Origin of the sequence: Nocardioides sp. (assembly GCF_030655615.1) — a bacterium.
Lineage (GTDB): Bacteria > Actinomycetota > Actinomycetes > Propionibacteriales > Nocardioidaceae > Nocardioides.
The window spans coordinates 24,729-38,379 of record NZ_JAURVJ010000204.1 but is presented as its reverse complement, the minus strand read 5'-3'; the positions used below and the strand labels follow the sequence as shown (position 1 = coordinate 38,379).

Here is a 13,651-nt window from a genome sequence, read left to right as displayed (position 1 = left end):
AACGGTCGGAATCCCCGGCCGGCCGGGGAATCCGCCACCCGCCGCCGGACCGTCCCCACCGACGGCCCGACCGTCAGCCGGAGGTGTCCATCAGCCCCGACTCGTACGCCGTGATCACGGCCTGCACGCGGTCGCGGACGCCGAGCTTGGTGAGGACGTGCGAGACGTGGGACTTGACCGTCGCCGCGCCGACGACGAGCTCGTCGGCGATCTCGGCGTTGCTGAGACCGCGGGCCATCGCGACGAGGACGTCGCGCTCGCGGTCGGTGAGGTCGGCGATGCGTGGGTCGGGGGTGGGAGGGGTTCGGCCGGCGGTGGAGCGCGCGATGACGCGGCGGGTGACCTCGGGGGCCAGGAGGGCGTGGCCCTGGGCGGCCTGCCGGATGGCGGCGACCAGGTCGTCTGGCGGGCAGTTCTTGAGCAGGAACCCGGCGGCACCGGCCCGCAGCGCCGAGAACAGGTAGTCGTCGTCGTCGAACGTCGTGAGGATCAGGACCGCGACGTCGTCGTGGGCGGCCGCGATCGCCTCGGTGGCCGCGATGCCGTCGGTGCCCGGCATCTGCACGTCCATCAGGACCACGTCGGGTCGCAGGTCGGCGACGACCCGGACGGCCTCGGCGCCGTCGGCGGCCTCGCCCACGACCTCGAGGTCGGGCTCGACGGACAGGATCATCCGGAAGCCGGCGCGGATCAGCTCCTGGTCGTCGGCGATGACGACGCGGACGCGGGCGGGGTCCGTCGGAGGAGCGGTCACGCGTCCACCGGGACCCTGACCCGCACGCGCCAGCCGCCACCCTGCGGGCGCGGCCCGATCTCGGCCTCGCCGTCGTGGAGGGCGGCGCGCTCGCGGATGCCGCGCAGCCCGTAGCCACCGCTGCCCTGGTGCGCCGACTCGGAGCGCCCGTCGTCCAGGACCTCGACCTCGACGGCGTGGGGCTCGTCGACGTAGCGCACGACCACCGAGGCGTGCCGCGCGTGGGCGTGCCTGCGGGCGTTGGTGACCGCCTCCTGGGCGACCCGGAACAGCGAGAGGCCCACCGTCTCGGGCACCGCGAACGGCTCGCCGACCACGCGGTGCTCGACCTCCGGACGTACGCCGCCGGCCAGGGTGGCGACGTCGGCCAGGCCGGGCTGCGGAGTGCGCCCGAGGTCCTCGCCCGAGGCGCGGAGCAGTCCGACGAGCTGGTGCATCTGGGCGACCGCGCGTCGCGACGAGGACTCGATGGTGGACAGGGCCTCGCGGGCGGCGCCGGGGTCGCGCTCGAGGACGCGGCCGGCGCCGGCGGCCTGGACGCCGATCCCGCTGATGTGGTGGGCGACGACGTCGTGGAGGTCGCGCGCGATCCGGACCCGCTCGTCGTGGACGGCGCGCTCCTGCTCGAGGCTCCGCGCCGCGCGCTCGCGCTCCTGCTGCGCCTCGAGCAGGACCCGCCGACGGGCGCTGCTCCACGCGGCCTGCCCCCACGCGATGGCGCCGCCGAAGTAGACGATGTTGATGGCCAGGGAGTAGGCGAACGCCGCGACGCCGGCGTCGACCAGCCCGACGCGGCCCGGCGGCAGCACGCCGTCCTCGAGCAGGGCGACCACGAGCCAACCGAACATCGCGACGAGCACGACGAGGGTGCTCGCGAGCAGCGCGCGCGGCCGGTCCGACCAGGCCCACGCGGCGTAGACGACGGCGAACATCGCCATCTGGACGGTGAAGGCGGCGCCGTACTCGGCCAGGCGCTCGCCGACCAGGATGAACAGGCCCGACTGGACGAGCATCGTCGTCAGCGGGAACCGGCGGCGCCCGGCCAGGACCAGGCCGGCGACGCCCAGGAGCACGAAGGCCTCGACGTCGGCGATCCCCCGGTCGAAGCCGTAGGCGCTGTGGAGCAGCTCGGCCGAGGCGACGAACACGACGGCCGCGACGAGGCCGAGCACGACGTCGTGACGGCGTTGCTCGGCGGTCGGCCCGGGCCGGGCCCAGGTGCGGTCGGGCAGCAGGCGCACGTCAGTCGGGTGTCAGTTGGCCACGCCGTAGAGCCGGTCGCCGGCGTCGCCGAGCCCGGGCACGATGTAGCCCTTCTCGTTGAGGCGCTCGTCCATGGCGGCCGTGACGACCGTGACCGGGACGTCGAGGCCCTCGAGCTCGCGCTCGAGGTTGGCGCAGCCCTCGGGGGCCGCGAGCAGGCAGACGCACGTGATGTGGTCGGCGCCGCGGTCGGTGAGGAAGCGGATCGCGGCGGCGAGGGTGCCGCCGGTCGCGAGCATCGGGTCGAGGACGTAGCACTGGCGGCCGGAGAGGTCGTCGGGCAGCCGCTCGGCGTACGTCGACGCCTCGAGCGTCTCCTCGTTGCGGACCATGCCCAGGAAGCCCACCTCGGCCGTCGGCAGCAGCCGCATCATGCCGTCGAGCATGCCGAGTCCGGCACGCAGGATCGGGACGACGAGCGGCTTGGGGCTGGCCAGCTTGGTGCCCGTCATCGGGGCCACCGGGGTGACGATGTCGTCGGGCTCGACCCGCACCTCGCGGGTCGCCTCGTAGGCGAGCAGCGTCACCAGCTCGTCGGCCAGCTGGCGGAACGTGGGGGAGTCGGTGCGCTGGTCGCGGAGCACGGTGAGCTTGTGGGCCACCAGCGGGTGGTCGACGACGTGGGTGCGCATGGGCGAACCCTAGTAGTCGCGCGCCCCAGGGGTTGACCGTGCTTGGGGTGAGCGTGCCACTCTGGCTGCATGGCCGAGACGCTCGACGCCGTCGACTTCGCTGTGGCCGCCTACCGTGACGACGGGTCCTGGGTGGTGCAGGAGCTCGCGCACGACCTCGAGGCCGACGTCGACTCGCTCGCGCACGCGCTGCGCCGCTTCTCCGGCGACGCGGGAGCGCTCGCCCTCGTCGGTCTCGACGACGACTACTTCCTCATCGTGCGGGTGGCCGGTGGTCACACCCGGGTCCTGCTCTCCGACATCGGCGCCGTCGACGAGTGGGAGCTCGCCGGGTCGGCGGTCGACTTCCTGCGCCTGCCCTACCCGGAGGACGACGACGACCAGGTGCCCGCGGGCGACCTCGACCTCCTCGGCGACCTCGGGCTGCCGGCGATCGAGATGGGGCTGCTCCTCGACGACCCCGACCTCTACCCCGAGGAGCTGCTCTCCGACATCGCCCGGCTGGTCGGCTTCGGCGAGCTGTTCGACGACGCCGTGGGTCTGACCACTGCGTGACTTCCGGGCCGCCCCCGACCGCCGCTGGCACGAGCCGATGCTCGCCGCCCTCGCCGAGGCCCGGGCCGCCCTCGCCACCGACGACGTGCCGATCGGCGCGGTCGTCGTCGACGCCGCAGGTGGCGTGCTCGGCTGGGGCCGCAACGTCCGCGAGGCCGAGCACGACCCGACCGGGCACGCCGAGGTCGTCGCGCTCCGCGAGGCGGCCCGCACCCGGGGCGAGTGGCGCCTCGACGGCTGCACGCTCGTCGTGACGCTCGAGCCCTGCACCATGTGCGCCGGTGCTGCCGTGCTCGCCCGGGTCGACCGGGTCGTCTTCGGCGCCCACGACGAGAAGGCGGGCGCCGTCGGGTCGCTGTGGGACGTCGTGCGCGACCGGCGGCTCAACCACCGGCCCGAGGTGGTCTCCGGCGTGATGGCGGCCGAGTCCCGGGCCCTGCTCGGAGACTTCTTCCGCGACCACCGATGACTCCGGCCGGCAGGCCCGGTCGGCACCTCGCATGACGACCCTCGACTTCACCCCGTCCACGCGTGCCCTGGCCGAGCTGGTGCGGTCCGTCGGCGACGACGACCTGACCCGCGCGACACCCTGCCCGGCCTACACCGTCGCCGACCTCGTCGACCACGTCGGCGGCCTCACCCTCGCCTTCACGGCCGCGGCCACCAAGACCCCGCTCGGCGACGGCGGCGACCCGAGCGGCGACGGCTCGCGGCTCGAGCCGGAGTTCCGCGACCGGATCGCCACCGGGCTCGCCGGGCTGGCCGAGGCCTGGGCCGACCCCGCGGCGTACGACGGCATGACGCAGGCCGGTCCCGTGGAGCTGCCGGCCGAGGTCGCGGCGATGGTCGCCCTCAACGAGGTCGTCGTGCACGCCTGGGACCTGGCCGTGTCGCTCGGTCGTCCCTACGACGGAGACCCGGCCGCGGTGGCCGTCTGCCAGTCGTTCGTGGCGTCGTTCGAGCCGCCCGCCGACGGGCCCGCGGGCGACGACGGTCCGGGGCTCTTCGGCCCGCCGGTCGCGCCGGCACCGGACGCCTCCGAGGTCGACCGTCTCGTCGCCGCCGCCGGACGCCGGCCGGACTGGCCGGCCGCCGACTGACCCGTTGCGGGGGCCGGACAACCCGATTCGGCCAGCCCGGGACGCTCCGGTAATCTCTCCCGCGGTGGCGTGTCCGAGCGGCCGAAGGTGCATCACTCGAAATGATGTGTGGGGCAACCCACCGTGGGTTCAAATCCCACCGCCACCGCCATGCGAACGGCCCCCGACCTGCGACATCGCCAGGGCGGGGGCCGTTCCTGCGTCCGCCTCCGTGGCAGGGTGAGCCCGTGCTCCGCCGTACCGCCCCGGCCCTCCTGCTGACGCTCGCCCTGACGGCGTGCGACGCCGGCGAATCGCCGGAGCCCGCGGCGACCCCGACGTCGACGGCGACGACCCAGGACGACGAGCAGGCCGCTCCGGTGGCCGACGCCGTACGCCGGGGCGTGGCCGCGCTCTACGTCGGCGACCACCCGACGCCGGAGCAGGTGGCGGAGGGCGAGTGCTTCGCGGACGCGCTCCTGCAGCGCCTCGACGGTGACGCGCTCGCGGCCGCCGGCATCGTCCAGGACGACGGCGCCGTGGCGCCCGCGGTGCCGGCGCTGGACGTCGCGACCGCCGAGGCGTGGGTCGCGGCCCAGGGTGACTGCACCGACTTCGTCGAGGTGTCCAGCCGCGCCCTGGTCGCACAGAGCAAGGGCAAGGTCGCGGCCGACGTCTATGCCGACTGCCTGCGCGAGGCGCTCACCGACGACGAGGTCGACCAGGCCCTCGTCGACACCCTCACCGGGCGGTTCGACACCCCCGCGGTCACTGCGCTGAGCGAGGCCCAGGCCCGGTGTGCCGGCGCCGCGTCACCTCCCGAGTAAGCCCCGCCCTTCCGGCGAAGCGCCCTAAGATGACCTCCGTCACGGAGGAGTGGTGTCCATGGGGTCCAGGATGCGCGTCGTCGGCGCGATCGTCGCGGGAGCACTCGCCGCCTCGGGGGCGCTGACGTCCCCGGTCGCGGAGGCCGACAGCGAGCGGGCTCCGGCCGCCGCCGTGGACCCTCCGGCCGAGCGGGCGCAGCAGAAGCGCAAGCCGGTCGGGGCGTCGCGGGCCACCCGGCCCGTGGTCTTCGTCGGCAACAACTGGGAGGGGACCGCCACCCTGGTCGGGCCCCGGAGCTTCAAGAAGCTCGGCGTCATCGACGTGGTCCCCGACTACGCCGAGCGGATGCAGGAGATCGCCACCAACCCCTACCGGCTGGCCTACTTCCTGGCGATCCGCGCGCTGATCGGCGAGGGCAACGACCAGTTCGTCGACGACATGTACTCCTCCAACGACGTCCGGCTCGTCGTCATCTCGCGGCCGTCGTTCGCCGACGTGGTCGCGATCAGCCTGCGCTCCAAGAAGATCGTCTGGCGCTTCCAGGTCGCCGGCGTCCGCTCCGACCACATGGCCGTCTCGCCCGACGGCAAGCGGGTCGTCGTCAGCGCCTCGACCGGCAACGTCGTCCACGTGCTGCGGATCGCCGACGGCAAGGAGGTCGGCCGGTTCGCCTCCGGCGGCTCGCCGCACGAGTCGACCTTCATCGACGGCGGCAGGCGGATCCTGCACGCGAGCATCGGCACCGTCTACAGCCCGCTCGACGAGCCCGCCATCCCCGACCCGCTCGAGGGCGACCGGGTGCTGCAGATCGTCAACGCCAGGACCCTCGAGATCGAGCGCCGCTACAACCTGCGCAAGGCCCTGGACGCGCGCGGCCTGAAGGACGTCAGCATCTCGGTCCGGCCGATGACGCTGTCGCCGGACGAGAAGAAGTTCTACTTCCAGCTCTCGTTCTTCCACGGCTTCGTCGAGCTCGACCGCCGCTCGGGCAAGATCACGCGCGTCGTACGGCTGCCCAACCTGGTCCCCGACACGCCCCGCCCGGCCTACCTCCTCGACTCAGCCCACCACGGCATCGCCGCCAACCCGACCGGGTCGCGCATCTGCGTCGCCGGCACGATGAGCGACTACGCGACGCTGGTCGACACCCGTACCTGGAAGCACACCCGGCTGATCCGCGGCGGGCTCAAGCCCTACTGGGTGACCCCGAGCGCCGACGGCCGCTTCTGCTACATCTCGTGGTCCGGGTCCGACACGGTCTCGCGGATCTCCTACCGGACCGCCCGGATCCGATCGACGGTCCGCGTCGGCGACCACCCGCAGCGCATCCGCAACGGGTTCGTCCGCAAGGACTTCCTCGCCGGCATCGGCTTCCACCCCTCGTCCGCACCCCGGCGTACGTCGGCGGCGACGGCCTGGGAGCGCCCGGCCGGCTAGGACACGCCCCAGGTCGGTCCGGTCGTCCGACCAGCCCGACACGGGTCGAGGGCCGGCCGGCACCCCATGCGTCGGCCGGCCCTCGTCGGACCCGGGAACCGGAGCGGCCGACACCCCATGCGCCGGCCGCTCTGCGGGTGGCTAGAGGTCGGTCCGGCAGACGGCGAGCAGCTCGCCCTCCGCCGTACCGGTGTGGACGGCCCAGCCGTCGTCGAAGCTGACGTGCTGGACACGGGCGTCACGCTCGACGAGGGCGGAGCCCGGGAGCACGCCGGGACCGAAGCCGGTCGAGGAGCAGTCGAGCCGGGTCATGAGGGAGTCGAGCTCGGTCGGCGCGCTCAGCGGCGACCCGGTCGGCCCCTGGGCCCGGTCGGCGACGACGGGAGACGGGGTCAGCAGCGGACCGACGGCGACGAGCGCGACCGCGGTGGCGACGGCCAGCTTGGTCGCGCCGACGGCGCGGCGCAGCGCGGGACTCGGGGTGGGGGGCATGACGGTGGCTCCGTGGATCGTGGGGGGGTGAGCGGGTGGTGCACCGAGATGCCTGCTCAACGAGGCCGCGCGGCCGAGGTCACGGCACGTGACGCAGGACACCGGCTGGGCTGGACCAGCGCGGTGCGAGGATGGCGGGCATGACCTGGTTCGCCTCGCCCGCCGACGCATCCAACCGGCTCCACGAGGTGGGCTACCTGGCCGACCCGGCGACCAGCACGACGTCCTACCTCGCCGGCGCCCTCGAGAAGCCGCTCCTCGTCGAGGGCCCGGCCGGTGTCGGCAAGACCGAGCTCGCCAAGGCCGTCGCGCGGGCCACGGGCGCCGACCTGGTGCGACTGCAGTGCTACGAGGGGCTCGACGAGGCGCGCGCGCTCTACGAGTGGAACTACAAGAAGCAGCTGCTGCGCATCCAGGCCTCGCACGACAGCGACGAGACGTGGGACGAGACCCACGACGACATCTTCACCGAGGAGTTCCTCCTCACCCGCCCGCTGCTGACCGCGATCCGCCGCGAGACGCCGACGGTCCTGCTCATCGACGAGGTCGACAAGACCGACATCGAGGTCGAGGGCCTGCTGCTCGAGGTGCTCTCCGACTTCCAGGTGACGATCCCCGAGCTCGGCACCATCACCTCGACCCGCCGCCCCTTCGTCGTGCTGACCAGCAACGCCAGCCGCGAGCTGTCCGAGGCCGTCAAGCGGCGCTGCCTCTACCTCCACCTCGACTACCCCGACGCCGAGCGCGAGCGCGAGATCGTCGCCTCCCAGGTCCCGGGCCTCGACGACAAGGTGACCCGCCAGCTCGTCGACACCATCTCGCGGCTGCGTGAGCTCGAGCTCAAGAAGGCGCCCTCGATCGCCGAGTCGGTTGACTGGGCGCGCACGCTGATCGCCCTCGAGATCGGCGACCTCGACGACAAGGCGATCGCCGACACCCTCGGTGTCATCCTCAAGCACCGCTCCGACCACGACCGCGCGGTCAAGGAGCTGAAGCTCTCCCGATGACCGAGAGCGACGCCGTCGACGTCCCCGGCCGCAGCGGGCTGGTGGACCGGCACATCGCCTTCCTCGAGGCGCTGCGCGGGGCCGGCCTGCCCGTGTCGCTCGCCGAGGACCTCGACGCCGTCGCCGCGCTCACCGCCCTCGACTGGACCGACCGCGCCCACGTCAAGGAGGGGTACGCCGCCACGCTGGTCAAGCGCCAGTCGCAGCGGGCGACGTTCGAGGCCCTCTTCGACCTCTACTTCCCGCGGCTCGTGGGTGGCGGCGTGGCGGGGCTGGAGCGGGCGGAGGCCGAGGCCGCCGATCCCGACGCGTCACCCGTCCGGGACAACGCGGCCGCGCTCGAGGCGTTCCGCCAGGAGCTGGCCGAGGCGCTGGAGGCCGGCGACGAGCCCGGCAGCCAGCAACGACTGCAGGACCTCGCAGCCGAGATGGTCGGCCGCTTCGGCGCCATGCCCGGACGCGGGCCCGGGCTGTCGTCGTGGTCGGCGTACACCGCGATGCAGCGGGTGGCGCCCGGCGACCTCGTCGACCGGATCGTCGCTGCCCTGCTGGGCGGCGGGCTCACGCAGGAGGAGGCCGAGCGCGGCGCCGGCCGCCGCATCGGGTCGTTCACGGCGCGGGTCGAGGCCGACGCGCGCCGCCGGATCGCCGAGGAGAAGGGCGCCGACCACGTCGCCAACGTCGCGCTCCGCCCGAGCATCGACCGGCTCGACTTCACCGCCGCGCGTCGCTCCGACCTGGAGCAGATGCGCCGCGAGATCTATCCGCTCGCCCGGCGCCTCGCGACCCGGCTGACCAAGGAGCACCACGCCAAGCGGCGTGGCCCGCTCGACTTCCGCCGCACGGTCCGGGCGTCGATGTCCACCGGAGGCGTGCCCCTCGCGACCTACCACCGGCCGAAGCGCCCGCACCGCACCGAGCTGGTCGTCCTCTGCGACGTGAGCGGCTCGGTCGCCAACTTCGCGCAGTTCACGCTGCTGCTCGTCTTCGCCCTGCGCGACCAGTTCCAGAAGGTCCGCGCGTTCACCTTCATCGACCACGTCCACGAGGTCACCCACCACTTCACGCCCGGCGCCGACGTCGTCGACGTGATGGCCGACCTCGCCGCGTCGACCGCGCACGCCGCGCTCTGGGGGCGCACCAACTACGGGCGCGCGCTCGCGAAGTTCGTCGAGGAGCACCCCGACGCCGTCGGCCCCAAGACGTCGCTGCTGATCCTCGGCGACGCGCGGTCCAACTACAGCGACCTCAACGAGCAGATCCTCCAGGAGCTGGCCGGGACCGCCCGTCACGCCTGGTGGCTCAACCCCGAGCACCGACGCCACTGGGGCACCGGCGACTCCGCCGCGGCGACGTACGGCGACATCGTGCCGATGGTCGAGTGCCGCAACCTGACCCAGCTCGGGGAGTTCGTGCACGACCTCGCGCGCTGAGTCGGTCGCAGCCTGTCGGGTGGCGGTGCGTGAGCCACCGAATGTCGTGGTTCGAGGGGCGGGAACGGTGGCTGGCTCACCGCCCGACGGCTCGCCCGGTCGCGCAGCCGCACTGCGCCGGGGTCAGCCCGCGAGGTAGCCCAGCTCGACGAGCCGGTCGATCTCCTGCACCAGCGCGGGGTGCGTGGCGCCGTCGGCGGCGCGGCCGCCCTCGACGTAGCCGTCGCGACCGCCGTCGTAGACGACCGTGACCCGGTTGCCGGCGCCGCCGGAGCCGATGAGGGAGCCGAGGAGGGCGATCGGGTCGGCACGGTCCTCGAGCGAGAGGACCCGCGTGGGGTCGGGGATGCGCGGCACGTGCGCCGACGGGGCGCCCGCGGTCACGACCTGGTCGACGACGAACCTCGACGACGTCGCGCCGGCGGCCACCTCGGCCGCCGCGACCCCGCCCTGGGCGGAGCCGACGAGCATGACCCGGGCGGCCTCGTCGCCCGCGACGGCGCGCTCGATGCTGCGCACGACATGGGCGGCGTAGGAGGACTGGTCGCCGCCGACGAGCCGCAGCCGGCGACCGGAGCCGCCGTCGGGACCGGGCAGGTAGGCGACGTAGCGGCTCTCGCCGACGCGGCGTACGACGACGCTCGACTCGGTCGCGGCGAGTGCGGTCAGCAGGTCGGTGAGGTTGCGCGGCCGGGTCGGGTCGGCGCCGTCGGAGATCACCTCGGCGTGGGCCTGCGCGGCCTCGACGAGGCCGCCGGCGACGTCACGCAGAGCGGCGTCGTAGCGGGTGCTGAACGGCGCGACGCCGATGGCCCGCAGTCCGCCCTGGCCGGCGAGCCGGCCGTGGTCGCCGGACAGCACGCCCGCGGTCAGCAGCGAGCGCATCCGGAGGCCGTCGAGGAGCCCGCCGCCCCCGCTGGTGACGTGGTCCATGAGCTCGGGGTTGGAGCCGGCCAGCTCGTCGAGGTAGGCCGCGACGCCGTCGCGGTCGAGCGCGTCGGTCTCGATCAGCCCGGCCGACACGATCGCGCCGCCGAGCGCCACCTCGGGCGCGAGGTAGCCGATCGCGCGGCCCGCGATGGAGCCGAGGGTCTTGTAGGCCGCCGACTGCAGCTCGTCGATCCAGCGGTAGGTGAGCACCGTGGCGCGGAGCACGAGCGCGTCGGCGTCGAGCTCGATCGACCGCGTGAGCAGGCCGTTCTTGCCCGTGGTCGCCGCGCGGACGTCCTCCTCGGCCTGGGCCCAGGTCGCCGGCGACAGCGGCTCCGACTCGGTGAACGCCGGGTCGGAGACGACGTCGGCCCCCAGCGCGGCCCGCTCGCGCATCTGCGCGCCCGAGTCGTCGAAGAGCGCTGCGAGCCGCATCATCCGGTCGTAGCGGTCGGCCAGGTCGGCGGCCTCCGAGTCGCTGAGGGGCGTACGCCGCTCCTCGGCCGCCGCGGCGGCGACGACCGACTCCTGGCTCGTCGGGTCGGTGGGGTCGGCGGGGCTGGTCGGGCCGGTGGTCACGAGGCCACCTCCGCGAGCACCGGCGCCAAGTCGGCGGCGAGGTCGCCCGCCTCGATGGCGCGCAGCTCGACGCGGGTGGTGCCGTCGTCGAGGTGGTGGGGGCGCAGGGTGCGCCAGCCGTCGGCCAGCAGCACCCACGACCGGACGCCGACGACCGTGGTCTGTGCGCGGGACACGTCGGCGACGAGCACCCGCAGCCGTCCCTGGGCCTCGGCGCCGAGCGCCTGCAGCAGCCCGGGGACCTCGGCGGCCGGGACCGGTCGCCCGTCGCGGTCGCGCACGGCGCCGTCGTGCTGCGCGGTCAGCACCGCGAGCAGGTCGGAGCGCCCGCCCTCCGCGGCCTCGACGGCGGCGTCGGCGAGCTCGTAGGGGAGGTCGAGGAAGTCGGGCACCATCGACTCGCGCGGGGCCAGCTCCTCGGGCAGCACGCCGATCCGCGCCAGCTCGGCCGGCCAGGCCGACGTGGGGAACCACGCGAGCTCGAAGACGATCCCGTCGCTGGTGGCCAGGGTCGCGACCGCGTCGCCGCTGGCGCGGTGCCACGCCTTGACCTGGACGCCCTCGACGACGACGTCGACCTCGACGGCGTACGTCGGGGTGGCCAGCAGGCCGACCGCCCCGGCCAGGCCGTCGTCGATGCTGTCGCCCACGAGCAGCCCACGGCGCGCGAGGGTCTCGGCGGGGTCGTGGAGGGAGGCGACGGCCGCGAGGTAGGCCTGGTCCTCGGTGGTGCCGCGGCTCGTCCCGAGACGGCTCTCGAGCGCGGGTGCCTCGCCCGGCGCGGTCACGTCGAAGGGCAGCGGTGCCCCGCCGGCGCGAGCGGCGACGAGCTCGAGCTCGGGCAGGGTCAGCGCCACGCGCCGGGGGAGGGCGTCGAGCAGCGAGGTCGGCTTCGGCGTCGGTCGGCTCAGGTCGATCGTGGTCACGGGGTGGTCCTCACAGTCCGGGCAGCTCGACGGTCAGCCAGTCGCGGTGCCCGCTCGGGGGCGGCTCGAACGCGCAGAGCGTGACGTCGTCGGGGTCGGGCTCGACGCGCACACCGGCGCCCGCGTCGGCGTTGCGGCGGTCGACGTCGGCCATCCGGGTCCGGGCCTCGGCGACCAGGTCGGTGGCCTGGCGCTCGGCGTCGGCGATCGACTCCTGGAGCGACTCGACCTCGTGGACGTGCTTCTCCAGCGCGTCGGCCGCGGTCTCGTGCTGGGCGGCGGCGCCGCGCAGGTGGGTGGCGCGCTCGGTCACCCGCACCCGCATCGAGTCGGCCGCGCGACCGGCCCACCCGGTCGACTCGGTCCGCGCGACGAGCTGGTCGGCGAGGCCCCGGACGTCGACGGCCTGCTCGCGGAGCTGGTCGACGCGGCGCCGCAGGACCTCGGTGTCGCCGTACATGTCAGTCCTCCCACCTCAGGTCATGGCCCGCCTGCCCCGATCGGGACGGCGCGAAACCCCAGCCTGCCAGCCTCACCCGGCCAGGACCGGGGCCAGGCGCTCCAGGGCCGTCTCGATGTCGGCGCCCGGGCCGGCGAAGGAGAACCGCACGAACCGCCCGCCGTCGACGGTGTCGAAGTCGACGCCGGGGGCAATCCCGACCCCGGTCCGGGCCATCACGTCGCGGGTGAACGCCATCGAGTCGGAGGTGAGGTGGCCGACGTCGGCGTAGGCGTAGAACGCACCGTCGGCCGGTGCGAGCCCGGAGACGCCGAGACGCGCGAGGCCGTCGAGCAGCAGCCGCCGGTTGTCGGCGTAGCGCCGGACGTGGCCGTCGAGCTCGGCGTACGCCGACGGCGAGAACGCCGCCAGGCAGGCCCGCTGCGCCAGCACCGGCGGGCAGATCGTGAAGTTGCCGGCCAGGACGTCGACCGCGCGACGCAGCCGGTCGGGCACGAGCATCCAGCCGATCCGCCAGCCCGTCATCGAGAAGTACTTCGAGAACGAGCAGAACACGACCGCCTCGCGGCTCGTCTCCCAGGCGCTGCGCGCGAGGCGCTCGTCGGGCCCGGCGTACTCGACCCCGTGGTAGATCTCGTCGCTGATCAGCTGGACCCCGGCCTCGTCGCAGTGGGTGGCGAGGGCGGCGAGCTCGCTCGGCAGCAGCATGGTGCCGGTCGGGTTGGCGGGCGAGGCCACGACCAGACCCTGGAGGTCGGGGATCGCGGCGACCTGGTCGACGGTCGGCTGGAACCGCGTCTCGGAGCCGGTCGGGATCTCGACGACCTCGCAGCCGAGCGCGGCGAGCACGTTGCGGTAGCAGGGGTAGCCCGGCCGCGCGATCGCCACCCGGTCACCGACCTCGAACGCCGCCAGGAACGCCAGCAGGAAGCCACCGCTGCTGCCCGTCGTCACCACCACCTCGTCGGGGTCGACCTCCACGCCGTAGGCCCGCCGGTGGTGCCCGGCGATCGCCTCCCGCAGCTCGCGGATGCCGGTCGCGGGCGTGTAGCCGAGCGGGTCGCCGCTCTGCAGCAGCCGGATCGCCTCGTCGTTGACGGCCCTCGGCGCCCCGGTGCTCGGCTGGCCGGCCAGCAGGTTGACCAGGTCGCCGTGCGTCCGCTGCCGCTCCGCCCCCGCCGCCAGCAGGTCCATCACGTGGAACGGCGGCACGTTGGCACGCTGGGCGGCCTGCAGGCGGTTCACGTGGCGATTGTTGCTCAGTCACCCGGACCGT

Annotated in this window: 15 protein-coding genes and 1 tRNA gene; 8 read left to right on the top strand and 8 right to left on the bottom strand. The window is 74.3% G+C overall.

Annotated features, from left to right (window positions below):
• Positions 1 to 73 precede the first annotated feature (73 nt).
• The 3 genes from Q7T52_RS17430 to upp are packed head-to-tail and all read right to left on the bottom strand — an operon-like array spanning position 74 to position 2,649.
• Positions 74 to 754: a response regulator transcription factor gene (locus Q7T52_RS17430; protein WP_304804710.1), complete on the bottom strand. Its 681-nt coding sequence runs from the start codon at positions 752 to 754 to the stop codon at positions 74 to 76.
• Complete coding sequence (locus Q7T52_RS17425; RefSeq protein WP_304804708.1) at positions 751 to 1,995, bottom strand: sensor histidine kinase; 1,245 nt, start codon at positions 1,993 to 1,995, stop codon at positions 751 to 753. The genes Q7T52_RS17430 and Q7T52_RS17425 overlap by 4 nt, the downstream gene beginning before the upstream one ends.
• Before the next feature lie 12 nt (positions 1,996 to 2,007).
• A complete protein-coding gene (upp, locus tag Q7T52_RS17420; protein ID WP_304804707.1) occupies positions 2,008 to 2,649 on the bottom strand; it encodes a uracil phosphoribosyltransferase in 642 nt (213 codons plus the stop codon).
• A gap of 69 nt (positions 2,650 to 2,718) precedes the next feature.
• On the opposite strand from upp, the gene Q7T52_RS17415 reads away from it, so the two are divergent.
• The 6 genes from Q7T52_RS17415 (at position 2,719) to Q7T52_RS17390 (ending at position 6,548) form a co-directional block, all read left to right on the top strand.
• Complete coding sequence (locus Q7T52_RS17415) at positions 2,719 to 3,204, top strand: tRNA adenosine deaminase-associated protein (RefSeq protein WP_304804706.1); 486 nt, start codon at positions 2,719 to 2,721, stop codon at positions 3,202 to 3,204.
• A gap of 37 nt (positions 3,205 to 3,241) precedes the next feature.
• Positions 3,242 to 3,673, top strand: coding sequence for a nucleoside deaminase (locus tag Q7T52_RS17410; RefSeq protein WP_304804704.1), 432 nt, complete (start codon positions 3,242 to 3,244; stop codon positions 3,671 to 3,673).
• Between the two features lie 31 nt (positions 3,674 to 3,704).
• A complete protein-coding gene (locus Q7T52_RS17405) occupies positions 3,705 to 4,304 on the top strand; it encodes a TIGR03086 family metal-binding protein (RefSeq protein ID WP_304804702.1) in 600 nt (199 codons plus the stop codon).
• A gap of 63 nt (positions 4,305 to 4,367) precedes the next feature.
• A tRNA-Ser gene (locus Q7T52_RS17400) sits at positions 4,368 to 4,455 on the top strand.
• Between the two features lie 76 nt (positions 4,456 to 4,531).
• Positions 4,532 to 5,110, top strand: coding sequence for a hypothetical protein (locus tag Q7T52_RS17395; protein ID WP_304804700.1), 579 nt, complete (start codon positions 4,532 to 4,534; stop codon positions 5,108 to 5,110).
• A gap of 58 nt (positions 5,111 to 5,168) precedes the next feature.
• The gene (locus Q7T52_RS17390) at positions 5,169 to 6,548 is read left to right on the top strand and encodes a YncE family protein (protein WP_304804699.1); all 1,380 of its coding nucleotides are present in this window, start codon (positions 5,169 to 5,171) and stop codon (positions 6,546 to 6,548) included.
• A gap of 141 nt (positions 6,549 to 6,689) precedes the next feature.
• Here the strand turns inward: Q7T52_RS17390 and Q7T52_RS17385 are convergent, their stop codons facing one another.
• Positions 6,690 to 7,040 (bottom strand): hypothetical protein, encoded by a 351-nt coding sequence (locus Q7T52_RS17385; RefSeq protein WP_304804697.1) that lies wholly within the window; start codon positions 7,038 to 7,040, stop codon positions 6,690 to 6,692.
• Between the two features lie 131 nt (positions 7,041 to 7,171).
• Between Q7T52_RS17385 and Q7T52_RS17380 the strand changes: the two genes are divergently transcribed.
• Positions 7,172 to 8,047 (top strand): MoxR family ATPase, encoded by an 876-nt coding sequence (locus tag Q7T52_RS17380; RefSeq protein ID WP_304804695.1) that lies wholly within the window; start codon positions 7,172 to 7,174, stop codon positions 8,045 to 8,047.
• A complete protein-coding gene (locus tag Q7T52_RS17375) occupies positions 8,044 to 9,480 on the top strand; it encodes a VWA domain-containing protein (protein ID WP_304804693.1) in 1,437 nt (478 codons plus the stop codon). The genes Q7T52_RS17380 and Q7T52_RS17375 overlap by 4 nt, the downstream gene beginning before the upstream one ends.
• A 123-nt stretch (positions 9,481 to 9,603) precedes the next feature.
• Here Q7T52_RS17375 and Q7T52_RS17370 read toward each other — a convergent pair whose 3' ends face one another.
• The 4 genes from Q7T52_RS17370 to Q7T52_RS17355 all read right to left on the bottom strand — a co-directional run bounded on the left by Q7T52_RS17370 (position 9,604) and on the right by Q7T52_RS17355 (position 13,620).
• Positions 9,604 to 10,989 carry a hypothetical protein gene (locus Q7T52_RS17370; protein ID WP_304804692.1) on the bottom strand — a complete coding sequence of 462 codons (1,386 nt, stop codon included), beginning with the start codon at positions 10,987 to 10,989 and terminating at the stop codon, positions 9,604 to 9,606.
• Positions 10,986 to 11,915 carry a hypothetical protein gene (locus Q7T52_RS17365; RefSeq protein WP_304804691.1) on the bottom strand — a complete coding sequence of 310 codons (930 nt, stop codon included), beginning with the start codon at positions 11,913 to 11,915 and terminating at the stop codon, positions 10,986 to 10,988. Before Q7T52_RS17365 ends, Q7T52_RS17370 begins: the two co-directional genes overlap by 4 nt.
• Before the next feature lie 10 nt (positions 11,916 to 11,925).
• Positions 11,926 to 12,375, bottom strand: coding sequence for a putative T7SS-secreted protein (locus Q7T52_RS17360; RefSeq protein ID WP_304804690.1), 450 nt, complete (start codon positions 12,373 to 12,375; stop codon positions 11,926 to 11,928).
• A 72-nt stretch (positions 12,376 to 12,447) separates the two neighbouring features.
• Positions 12,448 to 13,620 (bottom strand): aminotransferase class I/II-fold pyridoxal phosphate-dependent enzyme, encoded by a 1,173-nt coding sequence (locus Q7T52_RS17355; RefSeq protein ID WP_304804688.1) that lies wholly within the window; start codon positions 13,618 to 13,620, stop codon positions 12,448 to 12,450.
• Positions 13,621 to 13,651: the final 31 nt, after the last annotated feature.

Bases quoted from the DNA above. Each gene is read 5' to 3' on its own strand.
- upp (WP_304804707.1), bottom strand. From the start codon at position 2,649: ATGCGCACCCACGTCGTCGACCACCCGCTGGTGGCCCACAAGCTCACC.
- Q7T52_RS17415 (WP_304804706.1), top strand. From the start codon at position 2,719: ATGGCCGAGACGCTCGACGCCGTCGACTTCGCTGTGGCCGCCTACCGT.
- Q7T52_RS17410 (WP_304804704.1), top strand. From the start codon at position 3,242: ATGCTCGCCGCCCTCGCCGAGGCCCGGGCCGCCCTCGCCACCGACGAC.
- Q7T52_RS17405 (WP_304804702.1), top strand. From the start codon at position 3,705: ATGACGACCCTCGACTTCACCCCGTCCACGCGTGCCCTGGCCGAGCTG.
- Q7T52_RS17390 (WP_304804699.1), top strand. From the start codon at position 5,169: ATGGGGTCCAGGATGCGCGTCGTCGGCGCGATCGTCGCGGGAGCACTC.
- Q7T52_RS17385 (WP_304804697.1), bottom strand. From the start codon at position 7,040: ATGCCCCCCACCCCGAGTCCCGCGCTGCGCCGCGCCGTCGGCGCGACC.
- Q7T52_RS17380 (WP_304804695.1), top strand. From the start codon at position 7,172: ATGGCGGGCATGACCTGGTTCGCCTCGCCCGCCGACGCATCCAACCGG.
- Q7T52_RS17375 (WP_304804693.1), top strand. From the start codon at position 8,044: ATGACCGAGAGCGACGCCGTCGACGTCCCCGGCCGCAGCGGGCTGGTG.
- Q7T52_RS17360 (WP_304804690.1), bottom strand. From the start codon at position 12,375: ATGTACGGCGACACCGAGGTCCTGCGGCGCCGCGTCGACCAGCTCCGC.